Here is a 23096-nt window from a genome sequence, read left to right as displayed (position 1 = left end):
GCTCCCGAAGACTCGATTTCGTGCAGGTCTCTTCGTCCGGGGGTGACCGAGGACACCATTATACGATGGTGTTACCGAAACCCGCCAGGCGCCTTTAGATCGCTGGCCTACGTGGTCCGCGTAAGGCTGCAAATACCTCACCGACATGTGCGCGTAGCGGCGCACCATCGTCTCCGATTTCCAGCATCCCAGCTCCTGCAGCACCCAGGTGGGGACGTCACCTTACCTGAGCCAGCTTACCCAGCTATTCCGCAGGGCGTGCCAGCGAAAGTTAGTGATCCGCGAGCGCGTAATCGCCTCCCGATACACAGCTCGCTCCCCTTCGCCGTCCCCTAACCTTATGAAGCGGTCCGAAAGACCGTCGGACGCCAACCAAACAATCGCAAATAAGCGGCTCACACCGCCCAGCGTGCTACCGTATAGACCCACAATCAGGCGGTCATTGCGATCCTGGCCCTGTCAAACTGCAGCCGTTCGTTCACATGCGGTCTCGAATGCGGTTCGCCTTTGGCGAGGTCGCGTTTATGCTGAGGTAGACACCCGCGCTGTAACGAGGCTGGACCATGCAATTCGACGACGTAGTCCGCGCCAGACACTCGGTTCGCGCTTTCCGGTCGGACCCGGTGCCAGCGGAATTGATCCGAGAATTGCTGCAGACCGCCTGCCTGGCGCCTTCGGGCACCAATATCCAGCCGTGGAAGGTGCACGTCGTCTCAGGTGACACGCGCCGGCGCCTCGAGGAAGAAGTGCTGGCGCATCGTGAAACCCGGCCGGACGACGACAAGGCAGAGTTTCCGCGCTCGTCCAAACGCAAGGAGCCTTACATCTCTAGGATGCGAGCACTCGGCAAGGACATGTACGGGCGGATCGGAATTGCGCGTGGCGACGACGCGGCTAGCTGGCGCCAATGGGGCCGGAATTACAGCTTCTTCGACGCCCCTGTCGGGCTGATCTTCACGATCGACAAGGAGCTGGATTCGATGTCGTTCCTCGACATTGGCATGTTTATGCAGACGTTGATGCTGACTGCGAAGGACCGCGGGTTAGACACCTGCGCCCAGGGTGCCTGGAACCTGTTTTGGAGTGCAACGCGACGGATCCTCTCGATACCGGAGGACGAGTACATTATTGCCGGCATGGCGCTGGGCTATGCCGATACCGACGATCCGGTGAACGGCGTGATCGCGCCGCGCGAGCCGCTCGACCAGATCGTCACCTTTCACGCGTGATCAGCGCAGATGCGTATTGCCGCAGAGACCGACCCAGTCCGGGCGGATTCAACCGGTCGTCGCAACGCGCTGTTTGTCGCTCTGCGCAAGGCATTGGTCAGGCGCCCCCGGCCGGTGTTTTTCGCTGCCTACGGCAAAGCCCTAGGCGCCGGCTCTCGGCAGCATCAGCGCATCGAGAAACGTCTGCCGCCACCAATCGATGTCCTGCGTTTCGATCGACCCCATGCAGGCGCGCCACCGTCGAATGCGCTCCGTCCGATCCATTCGCATGGCTTGCAGGATCGCGTCCGACACTTCCTCGGCGCTGTAGGGGTTGACCAGGATCGCCTCGGTTAATTGGGCTGCAGCCCCGGCGAAGCGCGACAGAATCAGCACGCCGGGATCCTCGGGATTCTGCGCGGCGACATATTCCTTCGCGACCAGATTCATCCCGTCGCGCAGCGGCGTGACCAGCCCGATCTTTGCCGCCCGATAGATGCCGGCCAACGTGTCGCGGGCATAGCCCTGGTTGACGTAGCGGATCGGGACCCAATCGACATCGGCATAGGCACCGTTGATCCGCCCCGCCAGGCCCTGCAGCGTGTCGCGGATCCGCTGATAGCTGCCCACCGCGCCGCGCGACGGCGGGGCGATCTGGAGGAGGAACACTTCTTTGCGCTCTTCTGGATGCTCGACCAGGAAACGCTCATAGCCAAGGAAGCGCTCTTCCAGCCCCTTCGAGTAATCGAGTCGGTCGACCCCGACGATCATGTCGCGGCCATCGGCGCTGTCGCGCATTTTCCGGTACGCCAATCGCGCCGGCACGCCCGCTGCGAGCTCGACAAATTCGGACGTGTCGATCCCGATCGGGCACACCAGGACGCGCACGCTGCGGTCGCCGAGCGTGACGATGCCGTCCGTACCGACAGCCCCTCCGAGCTCGAGCCGGACGAAATCGAGAAACGACTCCAGCCATTCCGCGGTGTGAAAGCCGATCACATCATAGGCGAACATCCGCCGGACCAATTCCGCCGCTTCGGGGAGGATCGATAGCAGCCGACGGGGCGGCCAGGGAATGTGCAGGAAGAAACCGAGCCGATTGGTGCAGCCGCTCTGGCGCAGTTCGTCGCCGAGCGGGAACAAGTGGTAATCCTGGATCCATACGACGTCATCGGTCTTGAGCAGCGGCGAGACCATGTCGGCGAAGCGCGCATTGACCCGCTGATAGCCCCCCGCGAAGTCGCGCTCATATTCGGCCAGATCAACGCGGAAGTGGAACAATGGCCACAGCGTCCGGTTGGCATAGCCGTTGTAATATTCGTCGATATCCTGGTCCTCCAGGTCGATCGTGGCGGTCGTGACACCCTGGTTGGTTTGAAAGTCGATCTCGCCGGTGAAGGTGTCGATCCGTTCGCCCGACCAGCCGAACCATAGGCCGTCATGCTCGCGTAGGGCCGAGGCGAGCGCGACCGCCAACCCACCCTGAGCACCGGATTGCGATCCCTTCGGGGCCGACACGCGGTTCGAGATGATGATCAGTCTGCTCACCGGCTCGCACTCCACGGCACGCAGCTCCGAGCGAACGGACCCGCGCGATCGACGAGCGCGAAATGGGGGGCGCCGCCAGAGCGCAGCGCCTCGCCCGGCGACTTCGTCTGGACCAAAAGGCCCGGCGTGGCGTGTGCTAATTCTGTCATGATGGCATGAATACGATCGAGAGCGGCCGGCCGTTCCGGCAAGGATACCTTTCCGTCGCTTCAGCGCGTCTCCGGGTCGTGGCTCCGGGCGATCGTGAGCGAGAGGCTCCCGAAGAGCGCAGTAATGCTTTCGACCAAGCGACCGGTGATCAGACCGTGGGCCATCAAGCCTGTCCGTCAGTCAAGCGACCAACGCCGCAAGCCGCGCATCGATCGAGACCAAACCGGATCCGGCCGCAAGCGCGACGAGCGGCGCTTCGAAATTGTCGAACAGGGAAGCGCTTCGCAACTCTGCAGCTGGCGGTTTCAGTCGAGACTCTATCATCGCGCATGCTTAGGTCAGAGAATTTACGGACGCGCCCCGGCATCGTTCGCTTGGACGGCCGCCGTATCGCGTCCCGTAAAATATCGTTATGCGGCGTCGCGCATCGCGCTCAGCAATTCGGCAACCTTGGCCGGCCGCTCGCTCGGCGACCACAGATCGAGCCCCTTCTCCAGTGCGGAGGCAACCGCCCCCAGCGCCGGCCGGCCAAACATCAAGGCGGTCCCTGCTATGTTGTGGACTGCGACGGCGATTTCTCTAACGTTCGCATCGGAAAACACCCCCGCGCGAAGCATCGCATCGATTGCATCGAGCGTCTCCGCGCAGCGCGCCGCGAACTGTTCGGCCATCTCGGGGCTCGGCGTGAAGATAGGTATAGGCGCCGTCGGGCTCGCGATGATCGGATCGCCCCCAACGGCGCTGTCGCAAAGCCAGCGACGCAGTGCGGTATCCAGGTCCGCCATTCGGATCGGCTTTACGAGATGCCCCTCCATGCCGGCTTCGACAGAGGCGGCGATGTCATCGGTACCCGCGTTTGCGGTCAACGCCAGGATTGGCAATTGCCGCGCCGTAATGCCCGAGGATCGGATTCGCCTGCTTGCCTCGAGTCCGTCGAGCACCGGCATTTGGATGTCCATCAATACGATCCCATACGGATCGCCCGAAGCCATGGCGGCTTCCACGCATTCGATCGCCTCAGCGCCATCCTCGGCGATATCGACGCGGTATCCCAGCCGTTCCAGCATCGCATGACTGAGCATTTGATTGACGTCATGATCATCGGCCACCAACACGCGCGCCGCCAGCCCCTTTGTCCAACGCCTTCTTCGGGGCGCGGTATCGTCTGCGCCCGGCACCGATGCCGGGCGGCTAGCCTCCCGCACCGGTAGCCGCAAATAAAAGCTCGTGCCTTTGCCGAGCATGCTGGAAAGCTCGAGGGTGCCTCCAATCAGCCTCGCAAGCTGACGGCTGATCGCAAGACCAAGGCCGGTGCCACCATATTGTCGCGCTACCGATGTGTCAGCCTGAACGAACTGCTCGAAGATTGCACGGTGCCGGTCCTCGGCGATCCCCGGGCCGGTGTCGGCCACCTCGATCTCGATGCGTTCACCGTCCGGATCGGCTTGCCGTGAGGCGCGCAGCGTTACTGATCCCACGTCGGTGAATTTCAATGCGTTGCCGAGCAGATTAAGGACGATCTGGCGTAGCCGCAGTCCGTCGGTGATGACCCACTCTGGCAGATCGGCGGCGATTTCGATGCCGAGCACGATCGACTTGCGACGCGCGAGCGCATCCATCAGCTTGATGCAGGATTTCAGCGCGTCGGGGAGGTCGATCGCCTCCTCATTGCACCGCATCTGCCCAGCCTCAATCTTCGAGATGTCGAGGATGTCGTTGAGGAGTTGCATCATCGCCTTACCCGAATCGGCGATGATCTGAACGGTGTCGCGCTGCTCATCGGTCAGCTCGGAGCCGAGCAGCAATTCGGTGAAGCCAACGACGCCGTTCATTGGCGTCCGGATTTCGTGGCTCATGTTCGCAAGGAACGAGGACTTGGCCTGCGCCGCAGCCTCAGCGCGCTGCAGCGCCGCGTCGAGCTCTACCTCCAGTTGCTTGCGCTCGGTGATGTCACGCACGGCGGCGATCACTTCCAGCGGATCGTCGGTTTCCGGGTCGCGCACCAAACCGCAATTGGCCTCCATCCAAACCCAGGTACCGGGCTTGCCGAACGGTGCCGAGCGATAGCTGACCACGATCCGCTCAACCTCGCCTCTCGCCAGCGCGCGATGGGCGGCGATCACACTTGCTTCGTCATCGGGGTAAAACCCCGTCAGCAAGTCATGGCCGATCACACTCTTGGGCGAAATGCCCAGCAGTTCGCGCACGGATGGTGAGGCATAGAGGCATCGACCCGTCAGATCGAGCCGGAACACTGCGTCTGTTGCGTGTGCCGCCAGCAGGCTCAACTGCTGCTCGCTTTCCACCAGCGCCTGTTCGGCGAGCTTTCGGTCGGTCACATCTAAGCTGACGCCGATATGCCCGACCAGCCTTCCGTTCTCGTCGAACTCGGGGGCACTCACGCCTTCCATCCAGGACTGTGAACCATCGGGACGGAGAAACCGGAACCAGCTGCGATATTCTGTGCCACCGACCATAGCAGTAGCCCATTCGTCTCGAAGGCGTGGAAGGTCCTCCTTCAAAACGGCGCGCGTCCATCCCCTACCCATTGCTTCGTCGAAGCTGATTCCCGCGAAATTGAGCCATGCGCGATTGACGTAGGTACAGGCGCCGGTGAGATCCGACTGGAAAATGCCCGCAGGCGACACGTTGGCGAGCGTCTGAAAACGTCTCTGACTTTCGGTGAGCGCGACCTGCACGGCCTTGCGCGCGGTAATGTCGCGAACGCTTCCCGCTCGCCCGAGATAGCGGCCCTGTGCATCGTGGAGGTTCGCTGTCGCGACTTCGACATGAATGCTGCTGCCGTCCGCGCCGAGCAACCGCCACTCGCGCGAATGGGGTGGCATTTCGCCATCCCTAGCGCTCTGTGTCAGCCGCTTCGCTTCATCGACCTCCTCGGAGTGCAGTATTGTGAAGCTCGGCTGGCCCAGGCTCTCTTCGACCGAATAGCCGGTCAGTTGCTCCCATGCGGGATTGAGGAAGGTCCAGCGTCCCTCCTTGTCGGTGCGAAACAGCACCTCTTGCATGTTTTCAAGGATCGACCGCTGAAAGTCTCGGCTTGCCTCCAAGTCCACGCGGGCGCGTTCCAACCCCGCGATCAGTGCGGCAATCGGCAGTCCCATCGCAACGTTGGTCACCAGGAACACCTTCAGCGCAATCAGCTTTTCATTCAGATCACCGCGGATCAGGTCAATAGGGCCAAGATGGGCGCGGGTCGCGATTGCGGCAACGAGGGCCACCATCGCCGTCGCCACCACCGTCCCGCTCGGTCCGAGCCTCAGCGCGGCGACCAGCACAACTGGCGTGACCAGAAACAGAAAAGGGAAATGAGTCTGCGCGAACACCCCAACCGTGATTGCCAGCCCGACGGACAACACGACGAACCATTCCCGAACCGTTGCCAGACTGGGGGGCGAGCGCCGTCGCCATCCGTCGATTGCGGTCATCACCATCGGCGCGACAATCATCATTCCCAGGCTGTCCGCGGTCCACCATGCGAACCAGTCGGCGGGATCGGGCCGGCCGAATTGAGCGGCCATCACGGCGGCGGCCAGCAAGCCTTTGGCGCAGGTGACGAGAATTCCGCCAACGAAACCGAAAACCAGCACCTCGCGGAAGCGCGTAAGATCCGGCCGTTCGCCGCACCATAGGCGCATCACTGCGACCACCGCGGCGATTTCGAGAATGTTGCTTCCAGTCAAGAGGACCGCGCGGATCAACGACTCGTCCAGAACGAGTTCCGAAATCACGCCTGCGGCGAAGCAGACGGGCAGCAGAAATAGGGCCAGGCGATCAGTGCGCAGCAGCACCGCGACGACAATGGCGTTGGGCAGCCAGACCGGCGGGATGCGTGCTTCCATCTGTGTCAACATCACGCCCCACCAGCCGAGAAGGCCGAATGCCGCCGCTACCGCGAGCACAGTTACGATGCGCGACAACAGCCTATCGGTACTTGGAAACCGATGGCTAGAGGGCTTTGAGAGACGCAATTCCTTCTGCGATCCCCAATTAGACAGACAGGCTAGTTCTTGGCCTGTTGAGGGATTTACACCCAGACTACAGTGGGAGCTACCCATAACTCAGATTAAACGTAACGATCTCCCGCTTGCCCGAGGCCGGGGCGCTGACGCGCCGCGAAAAAGCTTTCCAATCGCCGACTTTGTCCAACGCACCGATACCCACTGTTTCAAGATGCCAGTGGGATATCGGTGTTTATTAGCCCCTCCCCTCAGGCGGGGTTCGGTCGTGCCATTCTGCGCTGCTACCATCTGATGGCACTTCGCCTCGGTTCGATGGCGGTCGACAGGCGCATGTCGTGCCCTTTGAGCGCCGACGCAGAAGGACGACCGAAATAATATCCCTGGAACAGGTCAACCCCCATCGCCGAAAGGAGCGCGGCTTGTTCTGCCGTCTCGACTCCTTCGGCGACGACTGAAATCCCGAGGCGCCGCGCGATCAGTACCGTGCTTTCGACGACCGCGCCGCCACTGCCATCAAGCGTAGACATGAACGACTTGTCGATCTTCACCGCCGCCACCGGAAAACTCAACAAGCGCGACAAGGATGAATAGCCAGTTCCAAAATCATCGATCAGCAAGGATACGCCGATCGCCCGGAGGCTCTCGATCGAGGAGCGGGTCGCGTCGATATAATCTTCGGCAAACACCGACTCGGTCACTTCAAGTTCGAGCTGGCCGGCGGCGAGGCCGGTCTGTGCGAGGATCTTGGCAACCCGCAGCGCGAAGTCGCTTTCGCGCAGTTGCTTGACCGAGACATTGACCGCCACGATCGGTGCATGATCAGACGTCGTCCATTCGACCGCGGCGGCGCACCCGCGCCGCAACACGAGATCCCCAAGTGCGATGATCCGATCGGTTTCTTCCGCGATCGGAATGAATTCATCCGGATTGATGGTGCCGAGCTTTGGATGGTTCCAGCGCGCCAGCGCTTCATAGCCATGGATGTGTCCGGTGCGCCAATTGAAGATCGGCTGATAATGCAGCACGAGTTCTTCGACCCGGATCGCTTCGGGCAGCGCGCGCGACACGTCGAAGCGCCGCTTCTGCGTAGCGGCATAGGAGTCGCGGAAGGTCAGAACTTTGCCGCGCCCCTGGCGCTTGGCCTCGGCGACGGCGAGATCGGCTGCCAGGATCAGCGCTTCGTGGGTGCTCGCATCCCCCGGAAACAGGGCGAGACCAGCCGAAAGGCCGACCGACAGGCTCTGCCCGTCGATCTGAAAGGGCTGGGCGGTTGCATCGATCAGCGCATGTCCGACCCGCTGCGCCTGGCAGAAGACGTCATCTCCATGTCCCAGGACGATAACGAATTCATCCCCGCCCCAGCGGGCGAACATCGCATTTTCCGGGATCAGACTGCCGAGCCGTTCGGCAACGGCGGCAAGGACGCGATCGCCGACAGTATGGCCCATTGCATCGTTGATTTGCTTGAAGCAGTCGAGGTCGAGAAACAACGCCGCGGCATTGCGGCCGTTATCGGCAGCAAGATGGGTGTGCATCCAGGACAGGAGCCGCCGCCGGTTCGGCAGACCGGTCAGGCTGTCCGAATTGGCGGCGTCGATCAGTGCCTTCGTTCGCTCGTCGATCCGATGTTCCAAGTCGATATTGAGCACTTGCAGTTCGCGGACGAGATCGAGATTCTCGTTCTTCAAGACAACGCTGTGGCGGATGGTCACATAGTTGCGATTATGCACGACGAGCATGACGATCAGGAACATCAGGCCAAGCAGCGTCATCACCACACCCTGATGATCGTGGCCGAACAGCAGGATGGACGCCGGCCCGAGCATCGCGGCGATGTAGACCCGCCCTTCGCGACGCATCGTCGCCATGATCCCCGCCCCGCCCGCCGCCAGCGCAGAGAGGATGATCGCGACCATATACTGGCCGGGGTTGGGGGTGCGGCTGACCAGGAGCGACAGCGTTGCCCACAGCGCTGACGACAGATACAGTCCGCCCGCGAACTCGCGCCGCCATCGGGCAAATTGGGCCGGCGTGCCGCCAAGAATGACGGCGCGTGACAGGCGAGCACCGAGGCCATATCGCAAAGCCGCCAGCATCGCGGCAGCGGTGAACCATCCGATCGCCCAACGCGCGCCGCCAGACCACAGGATCGCCGAAACCCCGGTTGATGCAACGAAGTTCATCGCCAGCATCGGCTTTAGATTTTCGCAGGTGATCGCCAGCAATTCCCGTTCGACGCTCTCACTCTTGCCCGCGTGCATCCAGAGTGCTTCCTTTTCTTTCACCGGGATTCGATTGCTCTTGGTCCAACCTGGGCGGCGGTTGGAAACGGGCGTTCGGCGTCCACTGTCCGTATTCATTATAGCGGATGCCGGCGTGGCCGAGCGTTCGATACGCTCTTTGCAGCCATTGGCCGATCATGAGGCCTGCGCCGTGACCGGCGCCAATGCCCAGCCTCGAGTGCGACCGATGGGTCACCGCCACGAGCATGGCAGCAGCATCTACAACTGAACGCAGCCGAACGAGCGAGCGCCTTACGGTGCGAGCAGCGCGCTCTCCAACCTCGCCGCGAGCCGCGCCGCGATTTCGTGCCACGAAGCTGCGATCCTGTCGTCGTGATGCGCGTCCTGCGCCTGTTGCAGCGCAATCGGATATGCACCTTCGCGGTAACGCTCCCACAGCGCGTCGACGAAGAGATCGATGGGTTGCTGCACGAACGCCTCCGACGCGATGATAGGTCCCCCCTCCAATCAACCGGCATATCGCTCCACGAGGACGATACGCGACGGCCATACCTTACTGATAGAAGCGAATCCGGCCGATCGGTCGGTCGGTGGATCGCGAGCAGCTAAGCGATCCACTGCAGCGCCGATTATTCGGACGCTTGTCATAAACGCCGATCGCGGGAATGATGCCGCGATAGCAGCGTGCCGATGCGCCTCCCGATTTACGTGGCGCACGCAGAAGATCGCTGAAGCATCAGCGCGTGATCACTCTATCTGGATCGATGGCTCTTTCACGCTGCCGACAGCAATCCCGCCATGAAGGCAACACGGAGCGCCTCCGACAGCGAACGGACGTCAAGCTTGTCCATCATGTTCGCACGATAGATCTCGACCGTTCGCGGACTGATGTTCAGGTCATGCGCGATAACCTTGTTCGATCGTCCTTCGATCAGCCCCTTCAGAACGTCGGTTTCGCGGGGAGAAAGCTCCGAGATCTTATTCTTCGCGACGAATTTGCGCTTAACGGTGCTACTATCCATGTCCAAATGAACAAACGCTTGGTCAATCAAAGCCAGGAGAAAGGCGGGGTCGTACGGCTTCTCCAAAAAGTCGAAAGCGCCCCCCTTCATCGCGGCGACGGCCAAGCTGATATTTCCACATCCAGTCAGCATGATCGTTGCATAACGCCCGGGAACCAAGCTGGTTCTACTTATGAGATCAAGGCCACTCATTCCCGGCATATTATGATCGACGAGAATGACCGCTGCATCCTGTTCGGTCGCAGATTCGAAGAACTCTTCGCCCGATCGAAACGTCCGAACCAAAAGGTCCGAACGCACAGACAGCAAGCTGACCAACGCCTTTCGCAACACATCATCGTCATCAATGACGTATACGTTACGCAACCCCACCCGACTCTCCAAAGTCTGCCCTACAGACAATGTCACTTCTATGGTCTTAAATCATTAAGCATTGCATTGATTAAGATCAACAATCCATTATTGATGGAATTCGAGTTTTCCTTGAAGTTTGGCTCACGTTTTAGGATTGGCACGGTCGATGAGACGCTGCAGCGCAGTAAATCGATCAGGTAACGGAGCTAGTGTCGTCATTTCGAGGCCCGTATCACCCAAATATGGGTTCTGCGTTTAGGAATGCGACCGAAGCAATGCCGGACCTGACAGCGGAACCCAAACAATCGCTATCGCGCTGCCACCGCAGATGGGGTGGCAGCATTCTCCTTAGAGGATGCCGGCTCCGGATTTGCCGAACACGGACCTTCGGGGGACTATCGCCCGCTTTCCTCAACGAGAGAGCCGATGGGACTAGGCCTCGGACTTTCAATCTCGCGTCGGAACATCGAATGGGAGCGAACGCGGTCTTTCGAACTTTCCACCGAAGGAGTTCACGCGGCTCTCCGCTTACCGCGGCTGCGGGACGTTTGGATTGATGAACGTGCTCTGGAAATTCCGGATGCGCCAACCCGCGTCGGTCCGAACGACAACATCCGTCACTCGCCCCTGCGGATCAGCATAATGCGTGCCGTCGGGATCTGAATAGGGCTTCAACCGCCATCGATATTGCAGGATCGCGACGTTCGCTCCGACCGCGCTCACCGACGCATCGCTCGCGACGATGGGGTTGTCCGGATAGATCCGGCTCAATGCAAAGGCGATCCCCTGCTCGACCTCGGCACGACCACGCCACCACATTCCATAGGCGTTCACGTGCTCCGCATCGGGCACGAACTGACCGGCATAGGCGGCGGCGTCGTGGGTCCGCCAAGCGGCTTCCATCGCTGGCACCATCGCCTTGATGGCGGTCAGATCATCTTGCGATAGCATCCTTCGTGTCTCCGTGTCCGGGGCAGCATATGGGGCGCCGGATGCGCCCGCGAGCAGCGTCGCCATAACCATTGCGGTTATGGAGCCGGGACTCACGCCTTTGGCGCCTTGAGCGCAGGATCGAAGCGCTGCGCCTCCTCCACGATTGCGATATTGGCGCCGTGCACGATGACGAAGCGATCGCCATCGGGCGCCAAAACCAGCGACATCCTGTCGCGGCTTGGCGGATTGCGGTGACCGTCGGGCGTCTTAAACGCGCCCAGCGACCAGCGGACGACGACGCTGACCGCCCCACCCGCGATCGGCACGATGGACTCGATTGCTTCCAGCGACTGCGGCACCCCCTTGAACATCAGGTCGAAATAGACCCGGTGGGCCTGTTCGATTTCGGCGCGCCCTTTCCAGTGCATGCCGACGATGTTGACCCAGTGCGCGTCCGCCCGGAACAGCGCGAACATGGCGTCCATGTCGGACGCGTTCCAGGCCGCGAGCCACCGGTCGAGCACATCCTGGACTTTACGGATCGTATCGTCCGATGCGACGCTTGCTCCTTTCGCCGCTGCGGTCATCATCTGTGTCGCCATCAGACTGACGGCCAGATCGCGTCGTGTCATCGCTTCTCGCTCCCGTTGCTACGCGCGGATTAGCCCAGCCACTTTATGCGGAATTGAACGAATCCGTCATGCGCCCGACCATTCCGCGAAGAAACGCGCGGGCGTGGTGCCGCCGAACGCGTGAGAATCGCGGATGAAATGTGCCTGATCGGCATAGCCTGCATCGTGGACGAGATCGGTCCACAGCGCGTTGGGATCGGCCTCCTTCGCCGCGAGCACGGCGTTGAACCGGATGGTGCGGGCATAGAGCTTCGGCGGAAGCCCGACCTGCGTGGCGAAACGACGCGTGAACTGTCGCTCGCCGAGCCCTGCGCGCCGCGCAAGCGCATCGATCCGGAGGCGTCCGCCTGCGCGCGACAGCACCCAGGCCGCATGGGCAACCGCATCGAGCGGCCGAGCATCGGCCATCCGATCATGGATCCAGCGCTCGGCAATCGCGACGCGCGCATCGAAATCGACCGCGCCGAGCACAGCCCCGCGAAGTCGTTCTGACGCAGCACCGACGATATCGCTGGCAACGGCACCTTCATTGACCAATTCGGACATGTCGATGCCGAATAGCGCGTGAAAGCCGCCCGGCTGGAACCGTATCGTGAAGACGTCGATCTCACCCGACAGGAACAGCTGGGTATGGCGATAGCTTTGCGGTCCGACGACGACCATCTCCGGCGAGGCTTCACGCTGGCCGCCATCATGCGATACACCGTAGCGTTCAGCGATATAGATCTCGATGAACTGATCGGGCCTGGCCGGTAGCGGCTTCGTGATCACGTCGCCATGCAGCACCGCCCGGCGTTCGCTGAACGACCGGACGATTGGACTGATCGCAGCACAGGCGTTTGTATTGCGAACGCGCATCATCATCGACCATCCGTGGCGTGATGATGTCAGGTCTAGCGATGTTTTGCCATATCGCCATCAGCCATTTGTTGGTGGAAACGCGACTCGCTGACGCCGAGACACCTCGCCTCGAGAACAGGCAGTTCCAGACGAGCAGGACGCCCCAGAACGCGACATTTGGCGCCATTTTGACACTCCCCAAGAGCGGACATCCGATCCTTTCGTAGCTTGCAGCTGTTACCACTCGGATTGGCACCTGCGATCCCGTCAACTCGGACACGGCGTACGTCGTCGCTCGCCAGCACGACGCTTCAGCGAGCGAGCGACGGCGGTTGATCAAGCGTCAGCGAGCGCCGAAAAGTTCATCGCGGCGAGGTCCGTGAGCAGATCAGGCCCTGTCGGCTCCCATCCGAGGCGCGCACGCGTCCAGGCATTCGATGCGATCATGTCGAGCGCCGCGAACGGTGCCATCCAGCCGAAATAGCGCTGGACCTCGTCGGCTGCGACCGGGCGGACGGGCAGCCCAGTTCCCTTTCCGATCGCCTCGGCGATGGCACGTGCCGTGACGCCCTCCTCGACCGACGCATTGTAACGAGCGCCCGGCTCGCCCTTCTCCAATGCGAGGACATAAAGCTTTGCCACGTCGCTGACGTGCGCTGCGGACCATCGTGTCTGGCCGTCGCCAAGATACGCCACCGCACCCGCCCGACGCGCCTCGATTATCAGCGGGGTGATCAGCCCGGCTTTGGTGGTGTCGTGCACCTGGGGCAGTCGGATAGTCCGCACGTCGATGCCGCGGGCGATCAGCGCCGCGCCCGCGAGTTCGGTCGCGATACGCGGATTGGCGTGGCGCGGGTTGAGCACATCCTCGGTCGCCGGACCGCCATTGAGCGGCGTGCCGATCCCGACGCCCGAGGTGATCAGGATTGGCTTGTACGTCCCCGCCAGCGCCTCCCCCATTGCAGCGATGTTGCGCTCGTCCTTCTTGGTATTCTCGAAAAAGGTCGCGAAATTGTGGTCGAACGCGCAGTGGATCACCGCGTCGGCCGCCGCAGCGCCAAGCGCGAGCGTCTCGGGCTGTTCCAGGTCGCCGCGATGGACTTCGACGCCGGCCGCTTCGAGGCGATGAGCCCCCGCGTCGGAGCGCGTGAGCCCTAGCACGTCATGGCCACGACTGCGGAGCTCGGGTATGACGTGCGAACCGATAAAGCCGGTCGCGCCGGTTAGAAACACGCGCATCGAAGATCTCCTTGTTGCCAAGGCGACGTATCAAGACCTGTCGGACCGTGTTAAAGTGGTGATCTTATCGTGGTATAGCGTGTAATAGGATCGATCATGGCCGGCAAAGCGCCAAACCCGCTCGGAACCTATCTTCGCGATCGTCGAACCCGTCTCGACCCGGTGGCATTCGGGTTCGGTGCCGGGCGGCGGCGTACGCCGGGGCTCCGTCGCGAAGAAGTGGCGAGCCGCGCCAACATAAGCCCGACATGGTACACGTGGCTAGAACAAGGTCGTGGTGGCGCGCCGTCGGCCGACGTGCTCGACCGCATTGCCAAGGGCCTGATGCTGACCGAGCCGGAACGCGAGCACATCTACATGCTCGGCCTCGGCCGGCTACCCGAGGCGCGCTACCTGCCAGTTGACGGTATCAGCCCCCGGCTTCAGCGCGTGCTCGACGGAATGGTGCTGAGCCCGGCGATCATCAAGACCGCGATGTGGGACGTCGTCGGCTGGAACCGGGCAGCCGCGCTGTTGCTGACCGACTATGCCAAACTGCCGCGTGAAGGTCGGAATATCCTTCGCCTGATGTTCGGCAGTAACCATGTCCGCGCCCGCAACGAGGATTGGGACGGCATCGCCCGCTACGTCGTGGGTGCCTTTCGCGCTGACGTCGCGCGGGCGGGTGCCAACAACAGCACGGCGACCGCCGAGCTGGTCGCCGAACTTTCCCGGGTCAGCCCCGAGTTCGAAGCACTGTGGCGAGGCAACGACGTGGTCGCTCACACAGAGGGGGTGAAACGGATCCATCACCCCGATGCCGGACTGCTCGCGATGGAGTTCTCTTCGTTCGCGGTCGAAGGGCGGCCCGAACTCGGCATGATCATCTACAACCCCGTATCGCCGGCGGATGCAGAGCGACTGCGCGTGCTGCTGGACTCTCGCGAAGACTGATCGAGATCGACCAGTCTCGGCTTGGTCGGCTCGACCCATAGTCGGCCATTCACGCCCCCTCCCCCGCTTCCCAATGTCAGAGACTCGTTCATCTCCGCCATAGCCGGCATCGCGCCGCTCCGTCGACTTTGCCGATGCCGAGATGATGCCCGGCTACCGCACCGACAACGCGATCGATACCAAGATCACGGGGGGGGGTACAGCTTCGATCCCGCGACCAAGGCGGACCGTGCGACTGAGGCAGCGACCCGCGCCGAAATCTGGTGCGCGTGTCCCCGACCATGCCATCCTCGGCGAGGAACTGGGGCTCACGGGAAGCGGGCGCTTTCACCGAGTGCTCGATCCGGTCGACGGCACGCGCCCGATCCTTTGCCGCCTGCCTGTCTGGGGGACGCTGATCGGGATGACGGCCGACGGACGGGCCGAACTGAGAATGATGAGCCAGCCCTTCGCTCGCGAACGCTTCTGGGCAGATCGCAACGGTGCCTGGATTGACCATGACGGAGTGCGCCGAGTGCTGGCGACACGGGACTTCGGCAGCCTTGATCGCGCGACCCAGCACACCACCTCGCCCGAATATCTCGGCAAGGACCTCGCGCATGGTTTCGCACGGTTGGAAGCAGCGGTGCGGATGACCCACCGTTGCGCCGAATGCCAGGCGATAGCGATAATGGCGGCAGGCCGTATCGACCTGGCGATCGAGCCTCGCTTCAGCCGTAGGGCATCGTGGCACTGGATCCCGACGATCGAACGCGCGGGCGGTGTCGTCGTCACGCGGCTGGACGGAATGCGGGCGAGGAAGGCTTCGCGGTGCTGAACTTAGCCTTCAATGAATCGCATACCAGCCGCTCCATGGTTTGCGTGCTCAATGCATGCTGGCAAAGGTGCATGGACACGATCTGAGACATCAAACCCCGCTCGAGTGCGGACAGCCTGCGACAAGCACTCACACTCGGCAGCACCTTGAGTGCCACCACCGCGATACGATCGCGTTACCATCGGGCATCAGGCGCTTTGAATCGCCAGCGAAGGACGTCGTCATCCGTAAGCGCCGAGGCGTGCCGCCGCTCGTCCGCGCGCAAGCGTCCCGGTTCAGCCAGCCCGCTCAACTTCGCGCTGACGCTCGTCGGCGGCGACCAGCACTCCCCGGCAATTTGCGCTCCAAAATAGCGAAAGGCATTTTCGTGGCTGATCATATTGCGGGTCAACTGAACTTCCGCTATACGGCATAACAATATGGAGAGATGCCATGGCAAGCGATATTTCGATGCCCGCGCGCGACGACGCGGCGCAGGGCGTACGGTTCGAGCGACATAATCCCGTGACCGGCGAGGTGGCGAGTAGCGCGCCGGCAGCGACCATCGCCGACGCCAAGGCCGCCGCCAGCGCCGCAGCGGCGGCCTTCCCCGCTTGGTCGGCGCTCGGCCCCAACGCGCGGCGCGCCGCGCTGATGAATGCCGCGGTCGCGCTTGAATCCCGAGCGGACGCTTTCGTCGCGGCGATGATGGGCGAGATCGGCGCGACCGAAGGCTGGGCGCGCTTCAACCTGATGCTGGCGGCCGGCATGGTGCGCGAGGCCGCCGCGCTGACGACGCAGATCAGCGGCGAGGTGATCCCCTCCGACAAGCCCGGCTGCATTTCGATGGCGTTGCGCGAACCGGTCGGCGTGCTGCTCGGCATCGCGCCGTGGAACGCGCCGATCATCCTCGGCGTCCGTGCGATCGCGGTGCCGCTGGCGTGCGGCAACACTGTCGTGCTCAAGGCTTCCGAGCAATGCCCGCGCACGCACGGCCTGATCGTCGAGGCGTTCGAGGAAGCGCTCCCCGGCGGCGTGGTCGGTGTCGTCACCAACGCGCCTGCCGATGCCGGCGCGATCGTCGGCGCGCTGATCGACCATCCCGCGATCCGGCGGATCAACTTCACCGGCTCGACCGCGGTCGGCAAGATCATCGCCAAGCGCGCCGCCGAGCATCTGAAACCCGTGCTGCTCGAGCTCGGCGGCAAGGCGCCCTTGATCGTGCTCGACGACGCCGATCTCGACGAGGCGGTCAAGGCCGCGGCGTTCGGCGCGTTCATGAACCAGGGCCAGATCTGCATGTCGACCGAGCGGATCATCGTGCTCGACAGCGTCGCCGATGCCTTCGTCGCAAAGTTCAAGGAGAAAGTCGGAAGCATGCCGGTCGGCGATCCGCGCGCCGGCAACACCCCGCTCGGCGCGGTGGTCGACCAGAAGACCGTCGACCATGTCCGTGAGCTGATCGACGATGCGCTGTCGCACGGCGCGGAGCAGCTCGTCGGCGGCGAGGCGGACGGCGTGCTGATGCCGGCGCATGTGATCGACAAGGTCACGCCCGAGATGCGGCTGTTTCGCGACGAGAGCTTCGGGCCCGTCGTCGGCGTGATCCGCGCAAAGGACGAGGCCGAGGCGATCGCACTGGCGAACGACACCGAATACGGCCTGTCCGCCGCAGTGTTCACGCGCGACACCGCCCGGGGCTTACGCGTCGCGCGCCAGATCCAGTCGGGTATCTGCCACATCAACGGGCCGACCGTGCATGACGAGGCGCAGATGCCGTTCGGCGGGGTCAAGGGATCGGGCTATGGTCGCTTCGGCGGCAAGGCCGGGATCGACAGCTTCACCGAACTGCGCTGGATCACGATCGAAACGCAGCCCGGCCATTTCCCGATCTGACGACGACATGGCGGAGTCCCCTCCCCCGATCGCGCCCGCGCTCGAGCATGCCTTCTCGCTGTTCGTCGACGTCGCAGTGCCGCAGGAGCAGGGCGTGGTGGACGGGCGACAGGTCCGTTTCGTCGCGATTACCGGCGAGCGCGTCGCGGGACCGCGGCTGCAAGGCGTCGTACTGCCGGGGGGCGGCGACTGGCAGGCGATCCATGCCGACGGCCTCGCCCTGCTCGAGACGCGCTACGCGATCCGCGCCGATGACGGCACCGTGATCGGCATCACCAACCCGGCCGTCCGCGTCGCGAGCGAAGCGTTGACGCACCGCCTCGCCCACGACGAGCCCGTGGACCCGAGCGAGTATTACTTCCGCAGCACGCCGCGCTTCACCGTGCCCGACGGCGACCACGGCTGGCTGCGGCGCCACATCTTCGTGGGCGTCGGCATCCGCCGCCCGACCCAAGTCGAAATCCAGGTGTTCGCCGTCGCGTGACGGCCACATGTTCCAAGGGAGTATCCGCATGACACAGACCAGCAGCAACGGCGTCGTCGCCTATGAGATCGTCGATCGTATCGCCTGGGTGAGCTTCAACCGCCCCGACAAGCGCAACGCCATGTCGCCGACGCTCAACCGCGACATGATGGAAGTGCTCGACCTGCTCGAATTCCATGAGGATGTCGGCGTGCTCGTGCTGACCGGCGAGGGCTCGGCCTGGACCGCGGGGATGGATCTCAAGGAGTATTTCCGTGAGACAGAGGCCAAGGGCCTGGCGGGTACGCGCAAAGCGCAGAGCGAGAGCTATGGCTGGTGGGCGCGGCTGCGCTGGTATCAGAAGCCGACGATCGCGATGGTCAACGGCTGGTGCTTCGGCGGTGGTTACGGCCCGCTGTTCGGCTGCGACCTCGCCTTTGCCGCCGAGGACGCCAAGTTTGGCCTCAGCGAAATCAACTGGGGCATCCTCCCCGGCGGCGGCGCGACCAAGGTCGCGACTGAGCTGATGCCGCTGCGCAAAGCCATGTACCACGCGATGACCGGCGAGAATATCAGCGGCACGACCGCCGCCGAATGGGGCCTGGTCAACGAAGCCGTCCCGCTCGAGCGATTGAAGGACCGCGTCACCGAAGTCGCGCACGTCCTGCTCGCCAAGAACCCCGTCGCGCTGAAGGCGACCAAGGACGCCGTCCGCCGTGTCGGCGAGATGACCTATGACAATGCGCAGGACTATCTGATCCGCGCGCAGGAGGCGGCCAACAGCTTCGACGGCGAGGGCCGCAAGGAAGGCATCCGCCAGTTCATCGACGAGAAGAGCTACAAGCCCGGCCTCGGCACCTACGACACCAGCAAGACGCAGGGCTGAGAGACAGCATGACCGCTCGCCCGCCCGTCACCGCGCTCGATCGTCTGCTGCGCCCGCGCTCGGTCGCGATCGTCGGCGCATCGGAGAAACCCGGCGCGCTCGGCAACCAGGTGCTCGCCAATCTCGAGCGCCACGGCTTTGCGGGGGAGATCCATTTGATCAACCCCAAGGCGCCGGTGATCGGCGGGCGGCAAGCGCTGGCGAGCATCGCCGAGCTGCCCGACGGGGTCGATGCGGCGGTGCTGGCGATTCCGGGCGGCGCGGTGCTGGGCGCGGTCGAGGCACTGGCGGCGCGCGGGGTCGGCGCGGCGATCATCTTCTCGGCGGGGTTTGCCGAGGGTGGCGCGGAAGGCCTCGCCGCGCAAAGCGCCGTCGCGCGGATCGCGGCCGAGAGCGGCATGGTGATCGAGGGGCCGAACTGCCTCGGCATGGTCAATTATGTCGACGGCATTCCGCTCACCTTCGTCCAGGTGCCGGCGTACCGGCTGGGCGACGCGAAGGGCGTCGGCATCGTCTCGCAATCGGGCGCGATGGCGGTGGTGCTCGGCACCACTTTGATGGCGAAGGAGCTTGGCATCTCGCTATCCGTGTCCACCGGGAACGAGGCGGCTTCGGGCGTCGAGGATTATGTCGAGCATCTGCTCGATGATCCTGCGACGCAGGTGATCGCGATGATCGTCGAACAGTTCCGCCAGCCCGCGCGCTTCCTCGCGCTGGCCGCGCGGGCGCGCGAAGCGGGCAAGCCGATCGTGCTGCTCCACCCGGGGCAGTCGAGCGCTGCGCGGGAATCGGCCGCGACGCATACCGGTGCGATGGCGGGCGACTGGCAGGTGATGAAGACCAAGGTCGAGCGCGCCGGGGTGATCGTCGCACAGACGCTCGAGGAACTCGGCGACCTCGTCGACATCCTCTATCGCACCGGAATGCCGCAGCCGGGTGGCGCGGCCGTGCTGACCGAATCGGGCGCGTTCAAGGCGCTGACGCTCGATCTGTGCGAGGCCGAGGGGCTGGCGTTGCCCGCGCCCTCCACCGAGACCGCCGCGCTCCTGCGCGCTGCGGTGCCCGACTTCATCCCGGTCAGCAATCCGATGGACCTCACCGCGCAGGCGCTGGTCGATCCCGATCTCTATCGCCGCACGCTCGCCCCGCTGCTCGAGGACGATGCCTTCGCCGCGATCGTACTGGGCATCATCCAGACCGACGAGACGACCTGCCACCTCAAGTTCGCGCCGATCATCGCCGCGATCCGCACGCTCGCTCCCGCCAAGCCGGTGATCTTCGCCGGGCTCGACGACGGCGCGCCGGTGCCCGCGTCCTACGTCGCCGAATTGCGCGCGCTGGGCGTCCCCTATTTCCCCGCGCCCGACCGCGCGTACCGTGCGCTCGCCCGGCTGGCCGCGCGCGCCGCGCGGGATTTCAATCGGGTGGCGAGCGAGGCGCCAGCCCCGATCGAAGTGCCAGCGGGCGTCATCCCCGAATATCGCGCCAAGGCGCTCCTCGCGCCGTTCGGCGTCGCCTTCTCGAAGGGCGAGCTCGCTACCAGCGTCGAGGACGCACAGCGGATCGCGGCCGAGATCGGCTATCCCGTCGTGCTCAAGGCGCAGGCCAGCGCGCTCAGCCACAAGAGCGATGCGGGCGGCGTGATCCTCAACCTCGGCGATGCCGCGGCGGTCGCGCGCGGCTGGGCCGAACTCCACGCCAATACCGCGCGCCACGCACCCGACCTGATGCTCGACGGCGTGCTGGTCGAGACGATGGGCGCGCGCGGGGTCGAGCTGATCGTCGGCGCGCGCAACGACCCCGATTGGGGGCCGGTGATCCTCGTCGGCTTCGGCGGCGTCCAGGCCGAAATCCTCCAAGACGTGTGCTTGCTCGCGCCCGACCTGACGCCCGCCGCGATCATCGCCGAACTCCGCAAGTTGAAGAGCGGTGCCCTGCTCGACGGCTGGCGCGGCTCGCCCGCGCTCGATCTCGATGCGGTGGCGGCGATCATCGCCGCGGTCGGCCGTGCGCTCGCCGCTGCGCCCAACATCCGCGAGATCGATCTCAACCCGGTGATGGTCTATCCGCGCGGCCAAGGCGCGGTCGCGCTCGACGCCCTGATCCTCGCCGACTGAGCGATCAGCCCTCGCGCGCCTCGATCCGCGCGAGCAGGGCGACCAAGTGCTGGCGGTCGCGGGAGTCGAAATCGCTCAGCACATTCGCCTCGTGCGCGCGGATCTGCGTCAGCGCACGCGCGAACATCGTTTCCCCCGCCGCGGTCAGCGACAGGATGAACGCGCGCCGATCGCTCGGGTCGGTCTGCCGATCGATCCAGCCGCGCTCGGCCATTTCGTTGACCGGCGCGACCATGTTCGCGCGCTGGATGCCGAGCATCCGCCCGACCGTCCCCTGGTTGACCCCGGGATTGGCATCGACAATCGACAGGATGCCAAACAGCACCTGGCGGATTCCGGTCCCCTCGAGCGCGCGCGAGAAGTCGCTTGCCATCACCGCCGAGGCGCGGCGAAGACGATAGCCGATCAGATCCGACAGCACGCCCAGGCTGACGCTATCCTCGGTCGGTTCCGGCGCGGTTTCGGCCAACACTTGCTCCCCAGTTCAGGCGGAGACGCTAATCGACATCGCCGGTCGGCTCAATCCCGCGCGACAGCGCGGCGAAGCGGGCGCGCGCGCCGAACAAGGCGACCGCGGCGACAAGCGACCCCGCCCCCATCAGCGCCGAGACGAGCGGCAAGCCATAGCCCGCAGCGAACAGCCACCCGGCCAGCGCCGGCGCCAACGCCGATCCGCCGCGGCCGATGCCGATCACCAGCCCGGTCGCACTCGCGCGCAAATTGGTCGGGTAGGATTGCGCGAGCAGCGCGTAGATCCCGACCACCCCGGCATTGGTCGCAAAGCCGACGATCGCGGCGGTCAGCGACAGCCAGCCGAGGCTGCCGCGCTGATAGCCGAACAGGATGACGAGCGCCGTCGAGGCGAGCATCGCCACCAGCGTCAGCCAATAGACCCGCACCCGCAGCGTCAGCAGCCCAAGCGTCAGCGACCCGAGCGCACCGCCGACACTCGCCCAGACCAGCACGCCCCCCGCCATCGGCGGCGGGAAGCCGAAATCCACGACGATCTTGGGGATCCATTTCAGAATGTAATAGAAGGTCATGATGTGCGCGAGGTAAGCGAGCGTCAGCGCGGCGGTCAGCGCGACGTGACGGCGCGAAAACAGCGCGACCACACCCGCACGGCGCGGCTTTGGCGTGGCGGCGGGCAGCACGGAGATCACTGGATGCCCAATCCGCGCCAACGTCCGGTTGACCCGATCGAGCGTCGTCGGGCCCGGCCGCTGCAGCAGGAAGGCGATCGATTCAGGGACACGCCACAGCACCAGCGGAATGAAGGATAAGGTGGCGATACCGCCGAACACGAACACCGCGCGCCAGCCATAATGGCCCAGCAACACCGTGGCGATCAGCCCGCCGATGATCGTGCCGACCGGATATCCACCCGCCATCAGCACCACCGCAAGACTCCGGCGCTTGGCGTTCGCCGCCTCGGCGACGGCCGCGTTGGTCGCGGCGAGCATCCCGCCGATGCCCAACCCGGTCAGCACCCGCCAGGCCGACAGCGATACTACGTCATGCGCGGTCGCCGCGCCGAACATGCCGGCTGCCATCGCACACAGGCAGCCGAGGATCGTCGCGCGCCGCCCGAAGCGATCCGCCACTCCGCCGAGCAGCAGCGAGCCGAGCGCCATCCCGATCAGCTCCATCGACAGGACGAGACCGAGCGCCGCGCGATCAACCCGCCACTCCGCCGCGATCCCCGGCGAGGCGAAGCTGATCGACAGCACGTCGAACCCGTCGAGCGCGTTGAGGCCGATCATCACCGCAACCATGATCCATTGGAAGCGCGACATGGGCGCCCGCTCGATCGTTGCGCGCGGATCCTCGGTCATTGTTCTCTCCTGTTGGACGCA

At 64.0% G+C, this 23096-nt stretch carries 18 protein-coding genes; 7 read left to right on the top strand and 11 right to left on the bottom strand.

Annotated elements, in window-relative coordinates; translation table 11 throughout:
- Window positions 1–563: 563 nt before the first annotated feature.
- Window positions 564–1229, top strand: coding sequence for a nitroreductase (locus EAH76_RS04070; RefSeq protein WP_140848477.1), 666 nt, complete (start codon window positions 564–566; stop codon window positions 1227–1229).
- Window positions 1230–1370: 141 nt separating this feature from the next.
- Here the strand turns inward: EAH76_RS04070 and EAH76_RS04065 are convergent, their stop codons facing one another.
- From EAH76_RS04065 to EAH76_RS04025, 9 genes are all read right to left on the bottom strand, one after another.
- On the bottom strand, window positions 1371–2756 hold the full coding sequence (locus EAH76_RS04065) for an alpha,alpha-trehalose-phosphate synthase (UDP-forming) (RefSeq protein ID WP_170207999.1): 1386 nt from the start codon (window positions 2754–2756) through the stop codon (window positions 1371–1373).
- A 560-nt stretch (window positions 2757–3316) separates the two neighbouring features.
- Entirely contained in the window at window positions 3317–6844 is a 3528-nt protein-coding gene (locus EAH76_RS04060) for a PAS domain S-box protein (protein WP_161988969.1), read from the bottom strand.
- Window positions 6845–7167: 323 nt separating this feature from the next.
- Window positions 7168–9171, bottom strand: coding sequence for a putative bifunctional diguanylate cyclase/phosphodiesterase (locus tag EAH76_RS04055; protein ID WP_241659556.1), 2004 nt, complete (start codon window positions 9169–9171; stop codon window positions 7168–7170).
- Window positions 9172–9420: 249 nt separating this feature from the next.
- Window positions 9421–9600 (bottom strand): hypothetical protein, encoded by a 180-nt coding sequence (locus EAH76_RS04050; RefSeq protein WP_140848471.1) that lies wholly within the window; start codon window positions 9598–9600, stop codon window positions 9421–9423.
- Between the two features lie 302 nt (window positions 9601–9902).
- Complete coding sequence (locus EAH76_RS04045) at window positions 9903–10523, bottom strand: response regulator transcription factor (RefSeq protein ID WP_140848469.1); 621 nt, start codon at window positions 10521–10523, stop codon at window positions 9903–9905.
- A 510-nt stretch (window positions 10524–11033) separates the two neighbouring features.
- Window positions 11034–11522, bottom strand: a complete 489-nt coding sequence (locus EAH76_RS04040) for an SgcJ/EcaC family oxidoreductase (protein ID WP_161988968.1) — start codon at window positions 11520–11522, stop codon at window positions 11034–11036.
- A 26-nt stretch (window positions 11523–11548) separates the two neighbouring features.
- Entirely contained in the window at window positions 11549–12070 is a 522-nt protein-coding gene (locus EAH76_RS04035) for an SgcJ/EcaC family oxidoreductase (RefSeq protein WP_140848465.1), read from the bottom strand.
- A gap of 66 nt (window positions 12071–12136) precedes the next feature.
- The gene (locus tag EAH76_RS04030) at window positions 12137–12934 is read right to left on the bottom strand and encodes a helix-turn-helix domain-containing protein (RefSeq protein ID WP_140848463.1); all 798 of its coding nucleotides are present in this window, start codon (window positions 12932–12934) and stop codon (window positions 12137–12139) included.
- Between the two features lie 312 nt (window positions 12935–13246).
- Complete coding sequence (locus tag EAH76_RS04025) at window positions 13247–14149, bottom strand: SDR family oxidoreductase (RefSeq protein WP_140848462.1); 903 nt, start codon at window positions 14147–14149, stop codon at window positions 13247–13249.
- A 96-nt stretch (window positions 14150–14245) separates the two neighbouring features.
- On the opposite strand from EAH76_RS04025, the gene EAH76_RS04020 reads away from it, so the two are divergent.
- The 6 genes from EAH76_RS04020 (at window position 14246) to EAH76_RS03995 (ending at window position 21240) form a co-directional block, all read left to right on the top strand.
- Window positions 14246–15082: a helix-turn-helix transcriptional regulator gene (locus EAH76_RS04020; protein ID WP_140848460.1), complete on the top strand. Its 837-nt coding sequence runs from the start codon at window positions 14246–14248 to the stop codon at window positions 15080–15082.
- A gap of 145 nt (window positions 15083–15227) precedes the next feature.
- A complete protein-coding gene (locus EAH76_RS04015) occupies window positions 15228–15899 on the top strand; it encodes an inositol monophosphatase family protein (protein ID WP_161988967.1) in 672 nt (223 codons plus the stop codon).
- A gap of 432 nt (window positions 15900–16331) precedes the next feature.
- Window positions 16332–17774, top strand: a complete 1443-nt coding sequence (locus EAH76_RS04010) for an aldehyde dehydrogenase (RefSeq protein WP_241659555.1) — start codon at window positions 16332–16334, stop codon at window positions 17772–17774.
- A gap of 7 nt (window positions 17775–17781) precedes the next feature.
- Entirely contained in the window at window positions 17782–18258 is a 477-nt protein-coding gene (locus EAH76_RS04005) for a DUF3237 domain-containing protein (protein WP_161988966.1), read from the top strand.
- A gap of 28 nt (window positions 18259–18286) precedes the next feature.
- The gene (locus EAH76_RS04000; RefSeq protein WP_140848454.1) at window positions 18287–19123 is read left to right on the top strand and encodes a p-hydroxycinnamoyl CoA hydratase/lyase; all 837 of its coding nucleotides are present in this window, start codon (window positions 18287–18289) and stop codon (window positions 19121–19123) included.
- A gap of 8 nt (window positions 19124–19131) precedes the next feature.
- On the top strand, window positions 19132–21240 hold the full coding sequence (locus tag EAH76_RS03995; RefSeq protein ID WP_140848453.1) for an acetate--CoA ligase family protein: 2109 nt from the start codon (window positions 19132–19134) through the stop codon (window positions 21238–21240).
- A 4-nt stretch (window positions 21241–21244) separates the two neighbouring features.
- Here EAH76_RS03995 and EAH76_RS03990 read toward each other — a convergent pair whose 3' ends face one another.
- Both EAH76_RS03990 and EAH76_RS03985 read right to left on the bottom strand, forming a co-directional pair.
- A complete protein-coding gene (locus tag EAH76_RS03990) occupies window positions 21245–21709 on the bottom strand; it encodes a MarR family winged helix-turn-helix transcriptional regulator (RefSeq protein ID WP_241659554.1) in 465 nt (154 codons plus the stop codon).
- Window positions 21710–21737: 28 nt separating this feature from the next.
- The gene (locus EAH76_RS03985) at window positions 21738–23075 is read right to left on the bottom strand and encodes an MFS transporter (RefSeq protein WP_140848451.1); all 1338 of its coding nucleotides are present in this window, start codon (window positions 23073–23075) and stop codon (window positions 21738–21740) included.
- Window positions 23076–23096 lie beyond the last annotated feature (21 nt).

It is taken from the genome of Sphingomonas glacialis, assembly GCF_006439055.1.
Lineage (GTDB): Bacteria > Pseudomonadota > Alphaproteobacteria > Sphingomonadales > Sphingomonadaceae > Sphingomonas > Sphingomonas glacialis_A.
Note: the sequence above shows the minus strand (reverse complement) of the source record. Positions and strands in the feature narration are given on the sequence as shown.

Coding starts and splice junctions, on each gene's coding strand:
- EAH76_RS04070 (WP_140848477.1), top strand. CDS start 564: ATGCAATTCGACGACGTAGTCCGCGCCAGACACTCGGTTCGCGCTTTC.
- EAH76_RS04040 (WP_161988968.1), bottom strand. CDS start 11,522: ATGGCGACGCTGCTCGCGGGCGCATCCGGCGCCCCATATGCTGCCCCG.
- EAH76_RS04035 (WP_140848465.1), bottom strand. CDS start 12,070: ATGACACGACGCGATCTGGCCGTCAGTCTGATGGCGACACAGATGATG.
- EAH76_RS04030 (WP_140848463.1), bottom strand. CDS start 12,934: ATGATGATGCGCGTTCGCAATACAAACGCCTGTGCTGCGATCAGTCCA.
- EAH76_RS04025 (WP_140848462.1), bottom strand. CDS start 14,149: ATGCGCGTGTTTCTAACCGGCGCGACCGGCTTTATCGGTTCGCACGTC.
- EAH76_RS04020 (WP_140848460.1), top strand. CDS start 14,246: ATGGCCGGCAAAGCGCCAAACCCGCTCGGAACCTATCTTCGCGATCGT.
- EAH76_RS04015 (WP_161988967.1), top strand. CDS start 15,228: ATGCCCGGCTACCGCACCGACAACGCGATCGATACCAAGATCACGGGG.
- EAH76_RS04010 (WP_241659555.1), top strand. CDS start 16,332: ATGGCAAGCGATATTTCGATGCCCGCGCGCGACGACGCGGCGCAGGGC.
- EAH76_RS04005 (WP_161988966.1), top strand. CDS start 17,782: ATGGCGGAGTCCCCTCCCCCGATCGCGCCCGCGCTCGAGCATGCCTTC.
- EAH76_RS04000 (WP_140848454.1), top strand. CDS start 18,287: ATGACACAGACCAGCAGCAACGGCGTCGTCGCCTATGAGATCGTCGAT.
- EAH76_RS03995 (WP_140848453.1), top strand. CDS start 19,132: ATGACCGCTCGCCCGCCCGTCACCGCGCTCGATCGTCTGCTGCGCCCG.
- EAH76_RS03985 (WP_140848451.1), bottom strand. CDS start 23,075: ATGACCGAGGATCCGCGCGCAACGATCGAGCGGGCGCCCATGTCGCGC.